General features: G+C 60.0%; 13 protein-coding genes. 8 read left to right on the forward strand and 5 right to left on the reverse strand.

The annotated features are described in order from the left end of the window. Positions 1 to 53 precede the first annotated feature (53 nt). Positions 54 to 3,266, forward strand: coding sequence for a DUF3427 domain-containing protein (locus L7A15_RS05830; RefSeq protein WP_237208613.1), 3,213 nt, complete (start codon positions 54 to 56; stop codon positions 3,264 to 3,266). Between the two features lie 608 nt (positions 3,267 to 3,874). Continuing rightward, positions 3,875 to 4,828, forward strand: coding sequence for a prephenate dehydratase (gene pheA, locus L7A15_RS05835; protein WP_237208612.1), 954 nt, complete (start codon positions 3,875 to 3,877; stop codon positions 4,826 to 4,828). On the opposite strand, the gene L7A15_RS05840 is transcribed toward pheA, so the two are convergent. Further along, positions 4,825 to 5,916, reverse strand: a complete 1,092-nt coding sequence (locus L7A15_RS05840; protein ID WP_237212363.1) for a diacylglycerol/lipid kinase family protein — start codon at positions 5,914 to 5,916, stop codon at positions 4,825 to 4,827. The genes pheA and L7A15_RS05840 overlap by 4 nt on opposite strands. A gap of 232 nt (positions 5,917 to 6,148) precedes the next feature. Here L7A15_RS05840 and serS point away from each other — a divergent pair, with 232 nt between their 5' ends. The 4 genes from serS (at position 6,149) to L7A15_RS05860 (ending at position 10,364) form a co-directional block, all read left to right on the forward strand. Continuing rightward, entirely contained in the window at positions 6,149 to 7,456 is a 1,308-nt protein-coding gene (serS, locus tag L7A15_RS05845) for a serine--tRNA ligase (protein WP_237212364.1), read from the forward strand. A gap of 220 nt (positions 7,457 to 7,676) precedes the next feature. Further along, on the forward strand, positions 7,677 to 8,624 hold the full coding sequence (locus L7A15_RS05850) for a metal ABC transporter substrate-binding protein (protein ID WP_237201828.1): 948 nt from the start codon (positions 7,677 to 7,679) through the stop codon (positions 8,622 to 8,624). A 149-nt stretch (positions 8,625 to 8,773) separates the two neighbouring features. Continuing rightward, on the forward strand, positions 8,774 to 9,517 hold the full coding sequence (locus tag L7A15_RS05855; RefSeq protein WP_237187793.1) for a metal ABC transporter ATP-binding protein: 744 nt from the start codon (positions 8,774 to 8,776) through the stop codon (positions 9,515 to 9,517). Positions 9,518 to 9,548: 31 nt separating this feature from the next. Further along, complete coding sequence (locus L7A15_RS05860; protein ID WP_237187821.1) at positions 9,549 to 10,364, forward strand: metal ABC transporter permease; 816 nt, start codon at positions 9,549 to 9,551, stop codon at positions 10,362 to 10,364. Positions 10,365 to 10,450: 86 nt separating this feature from the next. On the opposite strand, the gene L7A15_RS05865 is transcribed toward L7A15_RS05860, so the two are convergent. Beyond that, a complete protein-coding gene (locus tag L7A15_RS05865) occupies positions 10,451 to 11,134 on the reverse strand; it encodes a metal-dependent transcriptional regulator (protein WP_237212365.1) in 684 nt (227 codons plus the stop codon). A 216-nt stretch (positions 11,135 to 11,350) separates the two neighbouring features. Between L7A15_RS05865 and L7A15_RS05870 the strand changes: the two genes are divergently transcribed. Both L7A15_RS05870 and L7A15_RS05875 read left to right on the forward strand, forming a co-directional pair. Then, on the forward strand, positions 11,351 to 12,211 hold the full coding sequence (locus L7A15_RS05870; protein WP_237212366.1) for an HAD family hydrolase: 861 nt from the start codon (positions 11,351 to 11,353) through the stop codon (positions 12,209 to 12,211). Next, positions 12,212 to 12,580: a thiol-disulfide oxidoreductase DCC family protein gene (locus L7A15_RS05875; RefSeq protein ID WP_237208608.1), complete on the forward strand. Its 369-nt coding sequence runs from the start codon at positions 12,212 to 12,214 to the stop codon at positions 12,578 to 12,580. Between the two features lie 24 nt (positions 12,581 to 12,604). On the opposite strand, the gene L7A15_RS05880 is transcribed toward L7A15_RS05875, so the two are convergent. From L7A15_RS05880 to L7A15_RS05890, 3 genes are read right to left on the reverse strand one after another with little or no spacing between them, the layout of a single operon-like run. Continuing rightward, complete coding sequence (locus tag L7A15_RS05880; protein WP_237208607.1) at positions 12,605 to 13,219, reverse strand: recombinase RecJ; 615 nt, start codon at positions 13,217 to 13,219, stop codon at positions 12,605 to 12,607. Between the two features lie 39 nt (positions 13,220 to 13,258). After that, positions 13,259 to 13,990 carry a hypothetical protein gene (locus L7A15_RS05885; protein ID WP_237208606.1) on the reverse strand — a complete coding sequence of 244 codons (732 nt, stop codon included), beginning with the start codon at positions 13,988 to 13,990 and terminating at the stop codon, positions 13,259 to 13,261. A 2-nt stretch (positions 13,991 to 13,992) separates the two neighbouring features. Then, positions 13,993 to 17,850, reverse strand: a complete 3,858-nt coding sequence (locus tag L7A15_RS05890; protein ID WP_237208605.1) for an AAA domain-containing protein — start codon at positions 17,848 to 17,850, stop codon at positions 13,993 to 13,995. Positions 17,851 to 17,918: the final 68 nt, after the last annotated feature.

The raw sequence follows: 17,918 nt of genomic DNA on the forward strand, positions 1-17,918 counted from the left end.
TTCTGCGAAGGGTAGTGCAGATTTTGAGGTAAATGGGCATATGCTTTCAATTTATGAGCAATGTTCAGCGCTTGCCCCTTGGGCTATATGAAACCCTCAAAACTCGTAAGACTCAGGCCACTCCTATCCCCGATGGTGCTGTATGGGAAGAAATTGAGCTTGCGCCCGATGACGCGGAACATATCCCCTCGCTCACCCGTTATCTTGCCCAGCAGGTAGCGGCCCGTCTAGAAGAGGTTAAGCCCAAAGAGCGTATTGCCCTGGTCAATAAGTTGCTGGACAAACTTCAGGACGATTTAGGGCAGGACGCTGTTGCGTCACCAGATGGGGAGAAAAGTCAGGGAAATCTTGTCCAGCTTATTGAGGTTAAACCTAAAGACCAGAAAAAGGCGACCTCCCGCCCCTCAACGCCCCTGTCTGGGGTCGCTCTGCTTACTAACAACCCCAAAGAACCCCAGCTTGGTGCAGAGATTAAGAAAGAAATTGAAAGTGCAGACCGGGTTGATCTTTTGTGCTCATTTCTGAAATTGACCGGTGTCAATGTGCTGGCGCCACAACTTGAAATTCTTAAGCAGCGGGGAGTTCCTTTCCGAGTCATTACTACCACGTATATGGGAGCGACGGACCGCAAAGCCGTCGATAAGCTCGTCAAGGAATACGGGGCTGAGGTCAAAATCAGTTATGAAAAGAACTCCACCCGCCTACACGCTAAGGCCTGGCTCTTCCACCGAAATACTGGCTTCTCCACCGGGTACGTCGGAAGTTCAAACCTGTCTCATGCTGCCCTAACCGATGGCCTTGAATGGAACGTCCGCGTATCTAACAGCGTTACTCCCGGTATATTGGGGCAATTCACCGCCGCTTTTGAGAGTTATTGGGAGTCGCCTCAATTTGAGGCCTACACTGCCTCTGATACTGACCAAGCTAAATTGGATGTCTCCTTATCTCAAGCCACTATAGGGACGGGGGCCCGAGCTCGCCCAAATACAGCTATTAATTTCTCCTATGTAGATGTTCGCCCCTACCCTCATCAGACAAAAATGCTTGACGAGCTTCATACTGAACGTCAGAAAGGGCACCACCGAAACCTTGCAGTGGCTGCTACAGGCACAGGTAAGACCATCTTTTCGGCACTTGACTACAAGCGACTGTGCGATGAAGCCGGCAAACGGTTGCGGCTACTTTTTGTCGCTCATCAAGCAGAAATTTTGAGCCAATCACAGAGCACATTTGCCACTGTCATGCGGGATCCTAGCTTCGGTGAGCAGTACTTCGGTGGAGTAGCCCCTGAGAAAAATGAACAGGTTTTTGCCACTGTTCAAACTCTGGCAGGAAGTGGCTTGGAGCGCTTCTCACCTGATCATTTCGATGTCGTGATTATTGATGAGTTCCACCATGCCTCTGCTCCTACCTACCGTAAAGTTCTTGACTATTTCAGGCCGAAAGAGCTACTTGGCCTGACTGCTACTCCGGAACGTACTGACGGTAAGGACGTTGCCGCTGAGTATTTTGATGGACGCATCGCCACTGAACTTCGCCTCTGGGATGCTCTTGAAGCAGACCTCCTCGTGCCTTTCCACTATTACGGCATTGATGACGGTACAGACCTCACCGGCCTCACCTTCGAACGGGGTAAGTACCGAGACTCTGAGCTTTCCCGCTACTATCTCGCTCACAAAAGCCGTGTAGCACTTGTGCTTGAGCAGATTCAGCAGAAGATTGCTCACCCGGCGGGTATGCGAGCTATTGGTTTTTGCGTTGATACAGCTCATGCTCAATATATGGCTGAGGAGTTTACCCGTGCTGGATTGCCAGCCACCTATCTCTTGGGCACCGATACCGCCGAACGCCGTCGAGAGGTCATTGCCCAACTCAAAGACTCTCGTAACGACCTCACCACTGTATTTACCGTAAACCTTTTCAACGAGGGTGTAGATATCCCAGAAGTCGATACGCTACTCATGCTCCGGCCTACTCAGTCCCCTACGCTTTTCCAGCAACAGCTAGGACGTGGTTTGCGTAGGTCACCAGATAAGGCGGTTGCTGTCGTTCTTGATTTCGTTGGGAATCAGGCCAAGGGATTTAGATTTGACCTGAAGATTCGTGCTCTCGCCCGTTCTATTGTTAAGCCCTCTGATATAGAGAATCTCAGCCTACCGCCTGGGTGCAGTATTCAGCTTGGCAAGAAGACTCAAGAACAGGTCATAGCCAGCATCGAATCAGCGCTCAGACCACACATTGAGGTGCTAGTGGGGCATGTGAAAGTCTTTTTTGCCAACCTAGAACATCAGGAAACCTTGAGCTACCCTCATGAGGCCTTTGGCGATTTTCTAGATCATCTCGGCCTGACTCCAGAGCACATCTATGGGCGGAAATACATAAACGGTAAGCCCCTTACATTTACAGCTCTACTCGAAAAAGCCGGGGTGATACCCAGCCAGCCAGAGCTACACGCTAAGGGGAACATGACAGCTCATATAGCCCACCGAATTAAGGCGTTATCCCATGTGAACGATGAAGAACGAGCTAAAGAATATAGCCGCTTATTGACAGAGGACCTTTCTGAATCTGACCTGACTCTGCGAGAAAAACGGTATGCCTGGATGTTGCTATTTTCTTTCTGGAATAAGGGAAAATTCAGCACATCAGATGAAAAGTTCACTCTTGATCAAGGCCTTACAGAGTTACGCCGCCGCCCTCACCTTGTTCAAGAGCTCATAGCGCTTTGGAAGTACAGGGTGTCACAAGACCGGCATTTCCCTGCAGCCACTCCGACACTTGGAGCAGATGTTCCGCTAAAAACCCACGCCTACTATACGCGCGAGGAAATTTTTGCTGCCCTAGGGCACCATGAGTCAGAGAAACAACTCGTTCCGGGTGGAACTGTACGAGGTGTTCTCCAAGTAAAACAGACCAACACCGTTGCTCTCATGGTGACCCGACAGAAGTCGGAAAAGTACTTCACCCCAGAGACAATGCACCAGGACTACGCTGTTACCGAGACTGAGTTCGCCTGGGACTCTCAGCGAACTACAGACGAGAACGATCCGTTAGGGCAGTTCTATCAGCACCACGCCCGCCAGGGGAGGACTCCTCTACTGTTTGTAAGGCATACCAAGACAGACGAAATAGGAACAACCCCCTATATGTTTGTAGGCCCGGTAAGTTACCGCTCCCACCACGGGTCTAAGCCTATGCACATTAAGTGGGAGCTTGAGCGTCCGCTCCCTGCTGAGCTCTTTGCCTTAGCCCGGTCTACGGCCTAGGTCTGCCTCGCAAATGTTCCGGAAACCTTCAAATGTGTCGGCATTAACGAAACATTTGAAGGTTTCCGGAACATGTTCCGCTGGTGCCGACGCCCACCCGTCCGCCCCAACGCCCGTCCTCGACGCCCCTCCTCGACGCCCCGCCCCGACGCCGTCGTCCGCACCCCAGCGCACCGCACCGGCACCCGCGCCCCGGCCCCGTCCACCCGCCCGACGCCGTCCTTACATGCCTCGCAAATGTTCCTCAAACCTTCAAATGTGCCGGCATTAACGGAACACTTGAAGGTTTCCGGAACATGTTCCGCTGGTGCCACTCGCCTCCGCCTGACGCCGACGCCCGCCCCCAGCCCCCGGGGGCCAGCCAGCCCCCGCCCGCACCTTCCGCCCGTTGCCGTCGACCGCGCCCCGGCCCCGTCCACCCGCCCAACGCCGTCCTTACGCGCATCGCAAATGTTCTGGAAAACTTCAAATGTGCCGGCATTAACGGAACACTTGAAGGTTTCCGGAACATGTTCCACTGGTGCCACCCACCCACGCCGCCGCCTGTCCCCGCCCGCCCATCCGCCCCGCCCTGCGGCTGTCCTGCCGCACCCGCTAAACTAGAACCCATGCGTTACACCTACCTCGGCCCGTCCGGAACCTTCACCGAAGCAGCCCTCCTCACCGTCCCCGGTGCCCCCGACGCCGAACGCATCCCCGCAACATCCGTCCCCGCAGCCCTCGACGCCCTGCGCGACGGCACCGCCGACGCCGCCATGGTCCCCATCGAAAACTCCGTCGAAGGTGGTGTGACCGCAACCCTCGACGCCATCGCAGCCCTCGACGGGTCCCTCCGCATCGTCCGCGAAGTCTTAGTACCCATCACCTTCGTCCTCGTCGCCCGCCCCGGCACCACCCTGGCCGACATCAACACCATCTCCACCCACACCCACGCCTGGGCGCAGGTGCGATCCTGGGTAGCAGAGAACAAGCCGGGCGTCAACTACCTGCCCGGCTCATCCACCGCAGGTGCCGCCCTCGGCCTACTCCACGATAACCCCGGCTACGAAGCCGCTATCTGCTCACCGGCTGTCGCCCAAGCCCACCCCGAGCTAGAAGTGCTGGCCCACAACATCGGCGATAACAAAAATGCCGTCACTCGCTTCGTCCTTGTTGCCCGCGACGCGACAATCCCCGCCCCCACCGGCGCGGACAAAACTACCCTGGTCATCCCGCTGCCCCAGGACCGCCCCGGCGCCCTGCTCGACCTGCTCGAACAGTTCTCAACCCGGGGAATCAACCTCTCCCGCATTGAGTCCCGACCCACCGGCGAATTCCTCGGGGCCTACTTCTTCTCTATCGACATCGACGGCCATCTCTACGACGCCCGCGTGCGTGATGCCCTGCGCGGCATCCACCGGGTCTCACCCGGCGTGCTCTACCTGGGCTCCTACCCGCGAGCCGACAAGCGCCTGGCAGCGGTAGACCCCATGCACGATGAAGAGTCCTTCAACGCTGCCCGCGACTGGGTAGAAACCCTCTTCCCGGGCGGGCGACCCGAGGCGCTCAAGCACAATATCTAGAGCCGCAAGAGCCTCTGCCACCAGCGGCGCTGCTGCTCCACCAGCTCATCCTTCGCATCAATCAAATCCGACAGAGAACTAATCTGCATCTCAGGCGGGTATACCTTCACCAGCAAGGACGCCGGACGCACCCGCGCCCGCAGGCCCGTCACCTCACCGAGGACGTCCCCGTCCACCTCAACAGGAAGCCGCGAGTTCGGGAAATGCACCTGCACCTCAGAACCCACAAAATGCTCCACCACAGGCCGGCGCACATTCGGTTTCCGCAGAATAAACTGCGCTGACATGCGAACCCAGCTCAGCAGGGTACGCGGAGTCAACACAATCACCTCAAGCTGCCCATCAGAGAGCTGGGTCTGCGACGCCAAATTCACCCCGCCCTGAATCTTGCCCGTATTAGCTACCAGAACCGTGCGAATCTTGCGACGCACCGGGCGGCCCCCATCAACCCGCATCACAGCCGCACGTCGGCGGGTGAACATGTACCGGGCACTTACGCCCACATAGGCCAGCCACCCAAACTTCGCCTTCAGGTCCTCGCTCGTGTCAGTCATGATTTGAGCATCAAAACCAGCGCCACCCATGACCACAAAATTCACCGGCCCCGGGTTTGCTGTGCCCTGGAGCTCCATGCTGATGGTGTCAATCGCCTGAGTCTGACCGTGCAGGGCCACATTCACGCAGGCCTGCAGATCCCCCACGCTCATCTCAAGATTCCTCGCCAGCAGGTTGCCGGTGCCTAGGGGGATAACGCCTAGCGGAACCCCGGTGTCTGCCAGCCCGTCCGCAACCGCCCGCACCGTGCCGTCGCCGCCCACCGCTAATACGATCTCAGCGCCAGCCGCAACAGCCTGGGCGGCCATGCCTGTACCTGGGTCGTGGCGGGTTGTCTCGAACACCAGCGGACGCGGCCACTGCGCCAGGCCCAGTTCGGCGGTAATAATGCGCAAAGCAGCCTCAGCCCTGTCCTTGGTTGGATTAAAAATCACCGCCACCTGCTGGGGTTCACCCGCCTCAAGCATGCGGTGCAGGGGCCGGTAGGCCGGGAAAAGATCAGGACGCTGCCGCTGCCCCTGCTTCACTGCCACCCACACGCTGCACGCTGCAAGGGCAGACGTAGCTACAGATAAATACAAAACCCTGCGAGAAACCATAAATCCAAGCATACTGAATAGGTAGGGTAAGACACACTCGGTTCTACCGGGCCGACCCGACACGGCAGCAGAAGTGCCCCTCACCCGTACCGGCCAGGACGTCCCCGCCCCGCTTTCAAGCCCCGAGGCCGGGAATCCCGGGGCAATATACGGTAAATTTAGAGGCATGATTGACATTAACCTCCTGCGTGAAAACCCTGATCTTTTCCGTGCCTCCCAGCGGGCCCGCGGCGCCGACGAAGCCGTAATCGACCAGATCCTCGAAGCCGACGCCACCCGCCGCACCTCCATCAACGAGTTCGAGAAGCTCCGCGCCGAGCAGAACGTCTTCTCCAAGAAGATCGGCAAGGCCGCCAAGGAAGAGAAGCAGGCCCTACTCGCTGAGGTTAAGGAACTCTCCCAGAAGGTATCAGAAGCTAAGGCTGCCGCCGACGCAGCAGCCGCCCGCCAGGAAGAGCTCGTCTCTGGCGTCGGCAACCTGATTATTGACGGTATTCCCGCAGGTGGCGAGGACGACTACGTCGTCGTCAAGCATGTGGGTGAACCCCGCAACTTCGAGGCCGAGGGCTTCGAACCCCGCGACCACCTCGAAATCGGCGAGCTGGTTGACGGTATCGACATGGTGCGCGGCGCTAAGGTTTCAGGTGCCCGCTTCTACTTCCTCAAGGGCCACGTCGCCCGCCTAGAGCAGGCCCTCATGTGGATGGCCCTCGACCAGGCCACCGCCAACGGCTTTACCATGCTCACCACCCCCACCCTGGTGCGTCCTGAAACCATGAACGGTACCGGCTTCAACGTCGAACACGACGACGAAATCTACCGCCTGGAGCGCGACGACCTCTACCTGGTTGGTACCTCCGAGGTCGCTATCGCTGGCTACCACGCCGACGAAATCATCGACTTCGAGAAGGGCCCGAAGAAGTACCTGGGCTGGTCCTCCTGCTACCGCCGCGAGGCTGGCTCCGCAGGTAAGGACACCCGCGGTATCATTCGCGTCCACCAGTTCAACAAGGCAGAAATGTTCGTCTACTGCCCCGTTGAGCAGGCAGAAGAGATGCATGCCAAGATGCTGGCCTGGGAAGAAGAAATGCTGGCCAAGTGCGAGCTCTCCTACCGCGTGATTGACACCGCCGCAGGCGACCTGGGCTCCTCCGCCGCCCGCAAGTTCGACTGCGAAGCCTGGGTGCCCACCCAGGGGGCCTACCGCGAACTGACCTCAACCTCCAACTGCACCACCTACCAGGCCCGCCGCCTCAACGTCCGTGAGCGCATGCCCGACACCGTCACCGCAGAGGGCAAGACCAAGAAGGGCGGCACCCGCACCGTCGCCACCCTCAACGGCACCCTGGCCACTACCCGCTGGCTGGTTGCAATCCTCGAAACCCACCAGCAGGCCGATGGCTCCGTCCGTATCCCCGAGGCCCTGCGCCCCTACATGGGCGGCCTTGAGGTTATTCCCACCGTCGCTCAGTAGCTTATTTTTGGTTCCCCACGAGATTCTGTTTGTACTTGTCAAGCAGGGTTTCGTGGGGAATTTTTGTGTTAACACACGGGAGGCTTAGGCCGCACCCCTTGAAAAGTTCGTCTAGGCGAACTTATGATGGTTGTACACACCAGACCATGAACAGGGCTTCACCGACTACAACGGCGTAAGTCAGAAGAACGCGCACCTCCAACGAAGGAACAACGCACCCATGAACAAGGCAACCCGCACCCCCCACACCCGCCGCCTCAGCCACCGCCTGCTCGCTGCCAGCGGGGCACTCGCCCTGGGCGTCCTCACCGCCTGCACCCCAGGCGACGGCAGCGACACTACAGCGCAAAACGATACCCCCACCGTCATCGCCACCTTCACCGTGCTGGCAGATATGGCGCAGAACGTGGGCGGCGAACACATCACCGTAGAATCCCTCACCAAACCCGGCGCCGAAATACACGGCTACGACCCCACCCCGTCCGACGTGAAAAAGGGAGCGGACGCAGACCTTATCCTCGCTAACGGACTAGGCCTGGAAGCATGGTTTGAACAGTTCTTACAGGACACCGACGCCCAGAGCGTGACCGTATCCGAGGGCGTACAGACCATCAACATCGCTGAAGCAGAATCCGCCGGTAAGCCCAACCCGCATGCCTGGATGAGTCCGCTAGCAGCGCAGACTTACGTCGATAACATCGCAGACGCCTTCGCGGAGCTAGACCCCGACAACGCGGACGCCTTCCGAGCCAACGCCGAGACCTACAAGAAGCAGCTACAAGCCGTCCACGACGAGCTAGTGGCAGATCTTTCCACCGTACCCGAAGGCAAACGGGCCCTGGTGACCTGCGAAGGAGCCTTCTCCTACCTAGCAGCAGACGCCGGGCTCACCGAAAAGTACCTGTGGGCGGTGAACTCAGACGGCGAGCCGAGCGCCTCCCGGGTAGCTGAGGTGGCTGTTTTTGTAGAGGACAACAAGGTGCCCGCAGTGTTCTGCGAGTCCACAGTGTCGTCTAAGACCATGGAACAGGTAGCTCAAGAATCAGGCTCAACCTACGCAGGTGCGCTCTACGTCGATTCGCTCTCTGAAGAAGGCGGAGACGTGCCCACCTACCTGGACCTGATTCGCTATGACGCAGAAACCATTGCAGAGGCGCTCAGCAAGTAGCCCCGGCACATAACAAAACCTGGTAGATTCCCGCCCACTGACCTGCGGCTGCCGGTGCAGGACGCGGCCCCACCCAGGAGGCCCGCAACCTGCCTTCCGGCGCCGCGTCCATAACTTCAAAAGAAACTGAGCAGCGTTAGAGTACAAGAATGAGCCTTTTAGATATCCGAGATGTAACGGTTACCTACGGCGACGTGCATGCTCTTCGGGGGGCGCACCTGGCAGTAGACGCCGGGAGCGTGTGCGGCTTGGTAGGCATGAACGGGTCGGGTAAGTCCACACTTTTTAAGGCGATCATGGGCGTTGCTCCCGCCAGCGGGTCGGTCATGATTGACGGTATGAACCCGAAAGCAGCGCGGAAAGCTGGCGTGGTGAGCTATGTTCCCCAACGGGAGGAAATCGACTTCTCCTTCCCCGTATCTGTCCGTGACGTGGTAGCACAAGGACGGTACGGGCGGCTAGGCTTCGCCCGACGGCTCCGGGCCGAAGACCACGCCGCTGTGGATGAAGCCCTGGAAAGGGTAGAACTCACCGACCTGGCCCACCGGCAAATTGGCAACCTCTCAGGTGGCCAGCGCAAACGGGCTTTTGTGGCACGCGGACTGGCACAAGGAGCTAAACTCCTACTACTCGATGAGCCCTTCGCAGGGGTCGACAAACGGAGCGAAACCATGCTGGTAACCCTCCTGCGGGAACTACGGGACGCCGGGGCAGGGATCCTGATCTCAACCCACGACCTAGCCAACCTAGCAGACCTAGCAGACACCGCCGTCCTACTCCGCAACCAAGTGCTGATGGCAGGGGACCCCGCCACTGTACTCGCCCCCGATAACTTGGTGCGTGCCTTCGGCATGAACCCACTGACCCCAACCCAGGAGGGCAACCGTGCTTGACGTACTCCTAGAACCGCTGACCTATGGCTTTATGCAACGCGGATTCCTGGTGACAGTGATTGCCGCCCTCGTCTGCGCCCTGCTGTCCTGCTGGCTGGTGCTCATGGGCTGGTCGCTCATGGGTGACGCTATCTCTCACGCCGTCCTGCCCGGGGTGGTGCTCGCCTACATGGTGGGTGCGCCCTTCGCCGTGGGGGCGGTGATCGCCGGTTTGCTTGCAGTTGCCCTCATTGGGGCGGTGCGTGGTAGCGGGCGCATCAGGGAGGACGCCGCCATTGGCATCGTTTTTACGGTGATGTTCGCGCTGGGGCTGGTACTGATTTCCGTGACGCCCTCCCAGACGGACCTGCACAACATACTCTTTGGCAACGTGCTAGGGGTGTCCTGGGCTGAAGTCGCCCAAATCGCGGTGTTGGCGGTACTGGTAGTCACCGTACTCATGATCAAACGCCGCGACCTGGTGCTCTACGCCTTTGACCCCGGCTACACCCACGCCATTGGTCTGAGCCCGCGTCTGCTGGCAGGGATCCTGCTGGTGGCGCTCGCCCTGACCTCGGTACTCGCCTTGCAGATTGTGGGCGTGGTGCTGGTCGTCGCCATGCTGGTAATTCCCGGCTCTACAGCGCGTCTGCTCACCGATAGGTTCAGCACCATGCTGGCGATTTCTGCCGGTGTGTCCCTAGCCGGTGCCCTGGTGGGGCTCTACGCCAGCTACCATCTAGACGTCTCCGCCGGTGGCGCGGTAGTAATCGCCTTAGGCACTTTCTTCGGCGTAGCCTACCTATGTGCTCCTCGCCATGGCCTACTGGCTCGACGCCAGGCAACCGCACAGGCGTCCAAGGGCTAGTCGTCCAGGGACGAGGGAAGAGCTAGTCGGCACCTTCTCACAAGACGGGCAAGCCACAACGAGACCGCCCAGCACCCCCCTACCTTCTACAGGTAAGAGACATACACGGCGGCAGCTGCACCCGCATCGAGGGGGAGCCCAGAACCATTAGGCAGAACCAGATCCACGGCGGAACCCTGCCCCGCCTCTGCACTGTTAACAGCGGTAACTTCCAAGCGCGTACCCGGGGCAATGCCATGCCCTGCAAAGAACCGCAAAAGCTGGGGGTCGTCGTCCGAAATACGCTCTACCAGCACCCTGTCCTTCGGCGAACAATCAAGCAGGGTATGCGGGGCAATGGACTCTACCTCACCCGTGGGGGAGGGAATCGGGTCGCCGTGTGGATCGCGGGTCGGGTGCCCCAACAGGGCGTCAATCCGTTCAATCATTAAATCTGAGACGGCGTGTTCCAACACCTCCGCCTCATCATGTACCTGATCCCAGGTGTAGCCCAGCGTCTTCACCAGAAAAGTCTCAACCAGGCGGTGGCGGCGCACCATCGACACCGCATATTCCCGTCCCTGCTCTGTCAGCTCAATTGTCCCGTACCGCTGGTGCTCCACCAGCCCGGCGGCAGCAAGCCGCTTCACAGCGTCCGATACCGACGACGGACGCAACCCTGCCCTCGCCGCAATGACAGAGGTAGATGCCGGCTCGGTACCGTGCTCGGTAATGCCCCAAATAATTTTGAGGTAGTTCTGGGTACTGTTAGACAGCTTGGCAAGAGACATACCTACAAGTTTAACCCCCACTTCTGTACTGGCCCGACCCGGTAGATTCGCGAACTGCGGGGTTTCTTTCGAACTGCGGATATTCTTACCGCATCTCGAAAGAAACCCCGTATCTCACAGTATGGACGCCCCGCTGGGCGGCCCTTCACCCGGCGCTCACCTTGCCTTAACCCGGCTTTTGTATAGTCTGGTCTAGACGAGAGAAAAGAGACACCGATGATTTCAGAGATCAAGGATATGAAGACCTTGCCCCTGCGCCGCTCAGCCTGGCAGAAAGAAGAGGGCGCCAAGTACCTGGTGGCTATCGATGTCGATGGAACCCTGGTTACCCACGACGGGGTCATGAGCGAGGCCGTCAAAAAGGCAGCCCAAGAGGTTGTGGACGCGGGCCACCACGTCGTCATTTCGACTGGACGGTCCCTGGGTGCCACCCTGCCCATCGTTGAGATGATCGGGCTGACGCGCGGCTACGCGGTCAGCTCCAACGGGGCGGTTACCCTCAGCATCGACCCCTCCCTAGAGGCGGGCTACCGCATCATTGATAAGGTCAGCTTTGACCCCTCCCAGGCCATCAAGGTTCTCAAGGCTAAGCTGCCGCAGGCCTCCCTGGCCCTGGAAGCACCCGACGGTACGGTGTACGCCACCGATAACTTTGAGGATTGGTCTTTCGGCGTCAACACCGTGAAGACCACCCGCACCGAGATGGCCGCGATGAAGTCGGCTGTGCGTGTGGTGGTCTGCTCACCCACAGACACCCCTGACGACTTCAAACGCGCTATCTACGATTCGGGCCTGCACGGGGTGAACTACGCGGTGGGCTGGAGCGCCTGGCTGGACGTAGCAGCCCACGGGGTCTCCAAGGCGACGGCCCTGGAGCAGATCCGCCGTAAGCTGCGCGTGGACCCCCGCCACACCATCGCCATCGGCGACGGCCTCAACGACAAGGAAATGATCCACTGGGCCGCCCGCGGTGTTGCCATGGGCCAGGCCCTATCTGAGGTGGCGGAGCTGGCTACTGACGTCACCGGTTCGGTCTACGAGGACGGCACGGTGCCGATCCTGCGGGAGCTACTCTAAATGCCCACAACCAATAGCCCCCAGGGCTTCCTACTCTATGACCCTGACTGCGGCATCTGCCAAAAAGCCGCCCGGTTCCTCACCCACCTGGGCCTAGAGGCCCAGGTGCAGGCCGGGCACTACGACCGCCTAGAAGAGCACGGTGTCGATTTTGAGCGCTTCATGCACCAAATCCCCTTCATCACCGCCACCGGGCAGGTGGCCTACGGGGCGCTCGCCATCGCCCTAGCCCTGGCCACTAGTCGGTATGCGCCCGTGCGGGTGGTGGCGTCCGCCCTGAAGAACCCCCTGCTGCGCCCCCTGGCTGAGCGAATCTACCTGCGTATTTCCACCAACCGCTCCACCGCCTGCCAGCTCAAGCCCAAGTAGCCTGCCGACTAACCAGGGCGTGGCCTACTGCTCCTGGGCTCCTAAATCTTCTAGCAACTCAACGACGAGGGCGCGAGAAGCCAGCTCCTCATGCCAGTAAGCACGCACCAGGGCTTTGCTCACCGCCTGAGACGTAATACCCAAAGCCGCAGCCACTGCCTTTTGCTGCCCGCGCACCCCGGGTACTAGCAGGTCGAGTACCCGCCACTCGGCCTCCGTCCGGGCGGACGCCACCCGGTAGAGCAGACGCAAGAGGCCAGTCACCTGATCCGCCCGAGCCCCCCGCCCCTCTGCATGCACACAGATACCGCGCGGAGGAGCCCCCGTCTGAGCCTGCTCCACAGCAGACCGGGACAGACTCAGCGCTGGACCCGTACACTCAGGGGTAGCCACCGCCCCCAGGGCTGCCGCAAAACGCGGCAGGGTCAGGGAACCGGCACCAATACCCACCCAGAACCCGGCATAGCGGGCACCGAGCAAGGCCGCCGCGAGGGCCTCCTCAGCCCGCTCAAAAGCCCCCTGCAACTCATCAGGGTAGGTGCGGCTGAAAGGGACAAGCGGAGCCAGCTGCTCCAGCCGGGCCTCCAGGGCGGCAAAATCGGCGGCGGCAGAGCGGGCGATGAAGGTGAGAACAAACATAGGTTTCAGTATGCCTTACAGGATGAGTCAAAGGAGCACTTAGGGTTCCCAGAAAAGGGTTTCAGCATCGACCCCGGCTAGGAAGAGCTGCTCTTCAAGGTGGCGGCGGCACTCAATGGGGAAGCGGATACTGCTACACCCAAGGTCGGTGCCCAAGTAGGCGGTGATACGGTCAAAGCCCGTGAAATCGCGGGCCAGGGAACGGCACAGATGAACCAGCTCGCGGAGGTCTTCAGCTGAGCCAAAAGCCCAAAAATAGTCTGCACTGGTGAGCTGGAAGAGGCCAATTGGCTGGCCACCGCCGGGGGAGTCCTTGACCCGCACCCAACCTCCGCCAAGGTCGAAGGCATCCGGGCCATCGCCCGGGGCTAAGGGATCAAGCCGCCAGGTACGGGTATTCTCTAGCCAGTCAGGCAAAGCCGGCATATAGAGGGTGTCGTTTTTCCCCCAGGCCGGGGCCTTCTCAAAACTCCGGGCATACATGGCCGCCCAAAACTCGGCCTCACCACAGGTCACACCAATGCTGTTGAGCTGGTCAGGATCCCCCACAGAGGCTGATCGTTCAGCAAGCTGGGCCAAGGATTCCGGATCTTCCAGGGAAAGATCCGCCACGTAGGTTTGATCCCAGTAGGTAGGGCGGGTGTGGTAGCCCTGCTCCGTGAGCCGGTCGTTAATGCGGCGCAAGTAGTCAGGGTCGCCCAAGGCTACCGCTTGCCCATCAAAGAAGAGGACGTAGGGGGTCCGCCTACGATGCGTAGGGGAGAGCGCCATACTTAGCTCCTTTCAAGGGCGGGTTCGTCATCAAAATCATCGTTCACCAGAGGATTTATACCAGTGGCTGCTGGTGGGAAGGGAATCGCACTCCGTTCAAGCCGGATAAAGGCCCCGAGTAGGGCGAGGGCTTCAGGGCTGGTCGGCAGAAAATCAGTGAACCCGGTTGAACAGATAACAACCGCCGCCCACATACCGCGGGACAGGGCCACATTGAGGCGGTTGGGGGACAGCAGGAAGTCGGTGCCGCGCGGAGTATCACCAGCACTTGAAGCAGCCATAGACACAATAACGACCGGGGCCTCCTGGCCCTGGAACTTATCAACTGTTCCTACCCGCACGCCACTACCATCTGGTGCGGCTAAACCTGCCTCCACCAGAGCCGCACGGATCGCCTCGACCTGGGCGTTATAGGCCGCCACCACGATGATGTCACCGGGCTCTAAGGGGGCCGCCTGCTCGGGGGCCGAGAGGGCGGGCGTCCACTGGCACCCTATGAAGCTCCGGGCTACCCTCACCACCTCCTCAGCCTCTTCCAGGGAGAAGGTGGAGTTACCGGTATGTTCTAAGGTACGCAGGTACACTCCCGGCTCCCACCCCTGCAAGTGGCGCTCGCTGCCGGACGGAGCTGACGCTAAACGTCCCTCATAGGACAGGGCAGAAACCGGGGCGCAAAGCTGCGGGTGCATCCGCCAGGTGGCGTCCAGGAAGTAGCCGTACTCCTCGGGCAGTACCGTGCGGCCATCTGAGAGCCAGCCCAGGGCTGACTCGTCCACCGGGTAGGGGTGGGCCCCCTGGGTTACCTGGGGCAGCTGGGCCGGGTCCCCCAAGAGCAGGAGGTTCTTGGCAGAGCGGGCCACTGCCAGGGTATTAGCCAGGGAATATTGGCCAGCCTCATCAATCACCAGCAGGTCAAGACCCTCAAACCGGAATTTCTTATCGGAGGCAAAGTCCCAGGCCGTACCGCCAAAAATACGTCCCCCGGTCTCATCCATAAAACGGGTAACCTCGGAGTTACGCACCTCGCGCCAGGGGAAATCAGGTGTTTGGCTCTTGCCCACCCCCTTAGCAATGGCGTCAGGATCCACCCTCCCATTGTTGATGCACCCCAGGAGCATGTTCTCAACAACGGCATGGGACTGGGCCACAATGCCTATCTTCCACCCGGCCGCCACCAGGCGTCCGATCACGTGCGACCCCACAAAGGTCTTACCTGACCCGGGAGGCCCCTGCACCGCAACATATGAACGGTCCAGCTGGCTCACTGCCTCATAAATTGCCTGCACCGTCGCCATAGACCCGTGGGTTTCTGCAAACTCAACTGGGCGAGGCAGGGCCAGGACGCGGCCGTCCGCCCCCTGAACAGCCCCCCGCAACCGGGGCGGACGGCGGAGCAACAACTCTGTGCCCGCCGACTGGGGAAGCTCTGGCAGGGTCTGCGCCGTTCGGGCAGCCAGCTCCATCAGGGCCTGCTCCTGGGCCCTGGTAGGAATCGGCTGGCCAGGCGTCAAAGCCAAAGGAAGATGGGGGTAGGGTTCAGCAGGCTGCCCTTCAACAGTTTTCAAGCTCTCCTTCACCGTGATACGCACCAGGTAGGGCTGGCCAGCTTCATCCACCGGGATTTCTTCAAGCTCAAGAATCTCAGTGTTAAAAGCTCCGGCCCGCTCAGGCTCCACCGGCAGGACCCCCTCGTGCAGGGCAGCGTAGGTGAGTGCCTGCTGACGGGCCTCAAACTCTAGGAAAGGAGGTAGAGGGCGGCCGTACATTGCAAAAAGGTTACTGTCTCCCACCTTCACCGACGACCCCGGCGCAAGCCGGGCAACCCCGCTGAGTACCCGCGACAGGGAACGGGCCCGCTCTGGCTGGTGCCAATCAGCAACCACCTGCATCCGGCCCAGCAAGACGACGTCGCGGGCGTCCTCCCAGTCCTCAAGCGGTGCAGTCAGCCGGTTGAAATGATCCCACCAAAACTGACGACGCTCACGACGATGGTAGCCGGTAGCTGTTGCCACCATAGCAACTGCCTGCTTCTGCTCATCCAGGTCACCGCCGGCGTCCAAGGCCGCAATGAAGCCTTGTAGGGCGCGTTCCTCTTCAGTTTCATCTTCAGCACGGCCAGCCTGCACCAGCAACTCATTGAGATCAGCCAACGGAACAGGCTCATCACGTTCTTGCTCTACCGACCGGCCCGCCAAACCTAGCAACCAGGCCCGCAACTGCACTAGGGAAACCCCCGTGCGGTAGAGGTCCCGGGCCAAGGTCGCCTCTATCTGCTGGGCGAGCTCAGCCTGGCCAGCTGCTTGCGCCTCAACCCAATCGGTGTAGGCCGTCGGCGGGATCTCCTGCTGCCGTTCAATACCTTCAAGGTACAGGGGCTCAACCTCAGCAAGCTGGGTGGTGCCGACACTCGTACGAACCGACCGACGCATCACCTCAGACAGATCCACAAGAACCTGGTCCCGCTGCAGATCAGTTAGATAGGCCTCACCCACCCCGTGTTTACTAGCTAGCTCCTGCAGGGACGTCAACACCCCGGCCCCAAAATAGTAGATACGCATCCCCGGGTTCTCCATGCGCTGCTGGTGAACCAGGTTCAAAAAGTCGCCGAGCAGCCGGCCTTCAGCTGCCCGAGAATGGGCCCAGAACTGAACAAGAAGGGGATCTAGGCCCTGCTTTTCGGGAAGGTGGGTTACCGCTAGAGCGTAGGTTAAACCCCACATCAGCGCCGGGGCGGCTGCTGCTTCATCGCGCCACAGGGGGTCGGTGCGCATCGCCAGGAATAGATCACCGGACGACGCCCTCGGCAGGGCCCGCAGGGTATGGCGGGGCAGCAGGGCAAACGACAGGAGGCTCTCATTCCCCTCAGCATCAGTTACTGTCACCGAGCCATCAGGCTGGGATCTCCCCGTCTGCAAGGCAGCCTGCTCAGCATACCGCCTGACCAGCCCGGGCAGGTGGGACTGGCCAGCTAAAGACGCCAACTCATCAATTGTTTGCACCCCGCAGCGGTCAACAATAAAAGAACGAGTACGGGCAGACATACCAGCGGTCAGCAGCATATCCCGGTGCTGAGTAGCGAGGGCCTTACAGGTATCGCACCGGCCGCATCGTTGCACAGCCTGCGCAGGCTCAAGGACTCGGCCGCCCTCTACTTGCACCAGCCAGGTCAGAGGGCTGGCATCAGGACGGCGGCGCTCGCGGAAGAGCGCCTCAAGCCGCTCCCGCTTTTCATCAAAAACAGGGGTAATCGTCGCTAAATCGTGCAGGGACTCAACCCCGTGCCCCAGAATGAGGGAAACCTGGGGGTCAACCTCAATACCCTCAAGGTGAAGCTGGTGGGCGTAGGCCGCTAACTGCAGGAGGGCAGGGACACGCGCTGAACGGGCCAGTTTGGTATCAACCACCCGGTAGGAGCCGTTCTCTTGTTTGACCAGGAAGTCAGCCCGGCCATGGAAGGAGCCGTCAAAGAAGGAGGCCTGGAAGACGACGTCGGCACCAGCCTTCAGAGCTTCAAGGGTCTCAAGCCGTTTTTCTTCAAGCCCTTCCCTGCTGTAGCGGGCAAGCGGTTCTACCTCATAGACCCCGCGCCCGGTAGCTGGGTTCCACTCTCCATAGGTTTCCTGATAGGTCTTGAGCACCCGCTCTTCATGGGCAATACCGAGAGAGGCTGCCCGGGCCAGGCCGAGATCCGGTGCGACGTCGAGGGCAGGGACGCGCCCCAGCAAGTGGTCGAGGGCATAGAGGGCGGCAAACTGGCATTGGGCGCTGATAACGAGGTCTGTTGCAGAATAGACCAGGCTGCGGTGAGCGGGCTCAAGACCGGAACTGCTGTGGGCTGGATCGGCGTCGATGAAGAACATGGGGCTCCTTTGCGTGCGTCGTTTCCTAGGCTAGCAAGGGGGTCTGACATTTTAAGAACCCCTCTCAC

The organism is Rothia nasimurium, assembly GCF_928391935.1.
GTDB lineage: Bacteria > Actinomycetota > Actinomycetes > Actinomycetales > Micrococcaceae > Rothia > Rothia nasimurium_D.

What these genes read in the sequence shown, in the direction of transcription:
- L7A15_RS05890 (WP_237208605.1), bottom strand. Translation starts at nt 17,850, where the DNA reads ATGTTCTTCATCGACGCCGATCCAGCCCACAGCAGTTCCGGTCTTGAG.
- L7A15_RS05885 (WP_237208606.1), bottom strand. Translation starts at nt 13,990, where the DNA reads ATGGCGCTCTCCCCTACGCATCGTAGGCGGACCCCCTACGTCCTCTTC.
- pheA (WP_237208612.1), top strand. Translation starts at nt 3,875, where the DNA reads ATGCGTTACACCTACCTCGGCCCGTCCGGAACCTTCACCGAAGCAGCC.
- L7A15_RS05865 (WP_237212365.1), bottom strand. Translation starts at nt 11,134, where the DNA reads ATGTCTCTTGCCAAGCTGTCTAACAGTACCCAGAACTACCTCAAAATT.
- L7A15_RS05850 (WP_237201828.1), top strand. Translation starts at nt 7,677, where the DNA reads ATGAACAAGGCAACCCGCACCCCCCACACCCGCCGCCTCAGCCACCGC.
- L7A15_RS05855 (WP_237187793.1), top strand. Translation starts at nt 8,774, where the DNA reads ATGAGCCTTTTAGATATCCGAGATGTAACGGTTACCTACGGCGACGTG.
- L7A15_RS05875 (WP_237208608.1), top strand. Translation starts at nt 12,212, where the DNA reads ATGCCCACAACCAATAGCCCCCAGGGCTTCCTACTCTATGACCCTGAC.
- L7A15_RS05830 (WP_237208613.1), top strand. Translation starts at nt 54, where the DNA reads ATGAGCAATGTTCAGCGCTTGCCCCTTGGGCTATATGAAACCCTCAAA.
- L7A15_RS05870 (WP_237212366.1), top strand. Translation starts at nt 11,351, where the DNA reads ATGATTTCAGAGATCAAGGATATGAAGACCTTGCCCCTGCGCCGCTCA.
- serS (WP_237212364.1), top strand. Translation starts at nt 6,149, where the DNA reads ATGATTGACATTAACCTCCTGCGTGAAAACCCTGATCTTTTCCGTGCC.
- L7A15_RS05880 (WP_237208607.1), bottom strand. Translation starts at nt 13,219, where the DNA reads ATGTTTGTTCTCACCTTCATCGCCCGCTCTGCCGCCGCCGATTTTGCC.
- L7A15_RS05860 (WP_237187821.1), top strand. Translation starts at nt 9,549, where the DNA reads ATGCAACGCGGATTCCTGGTGACAGTGATTGCCGCCCTCGTCTGCGCC.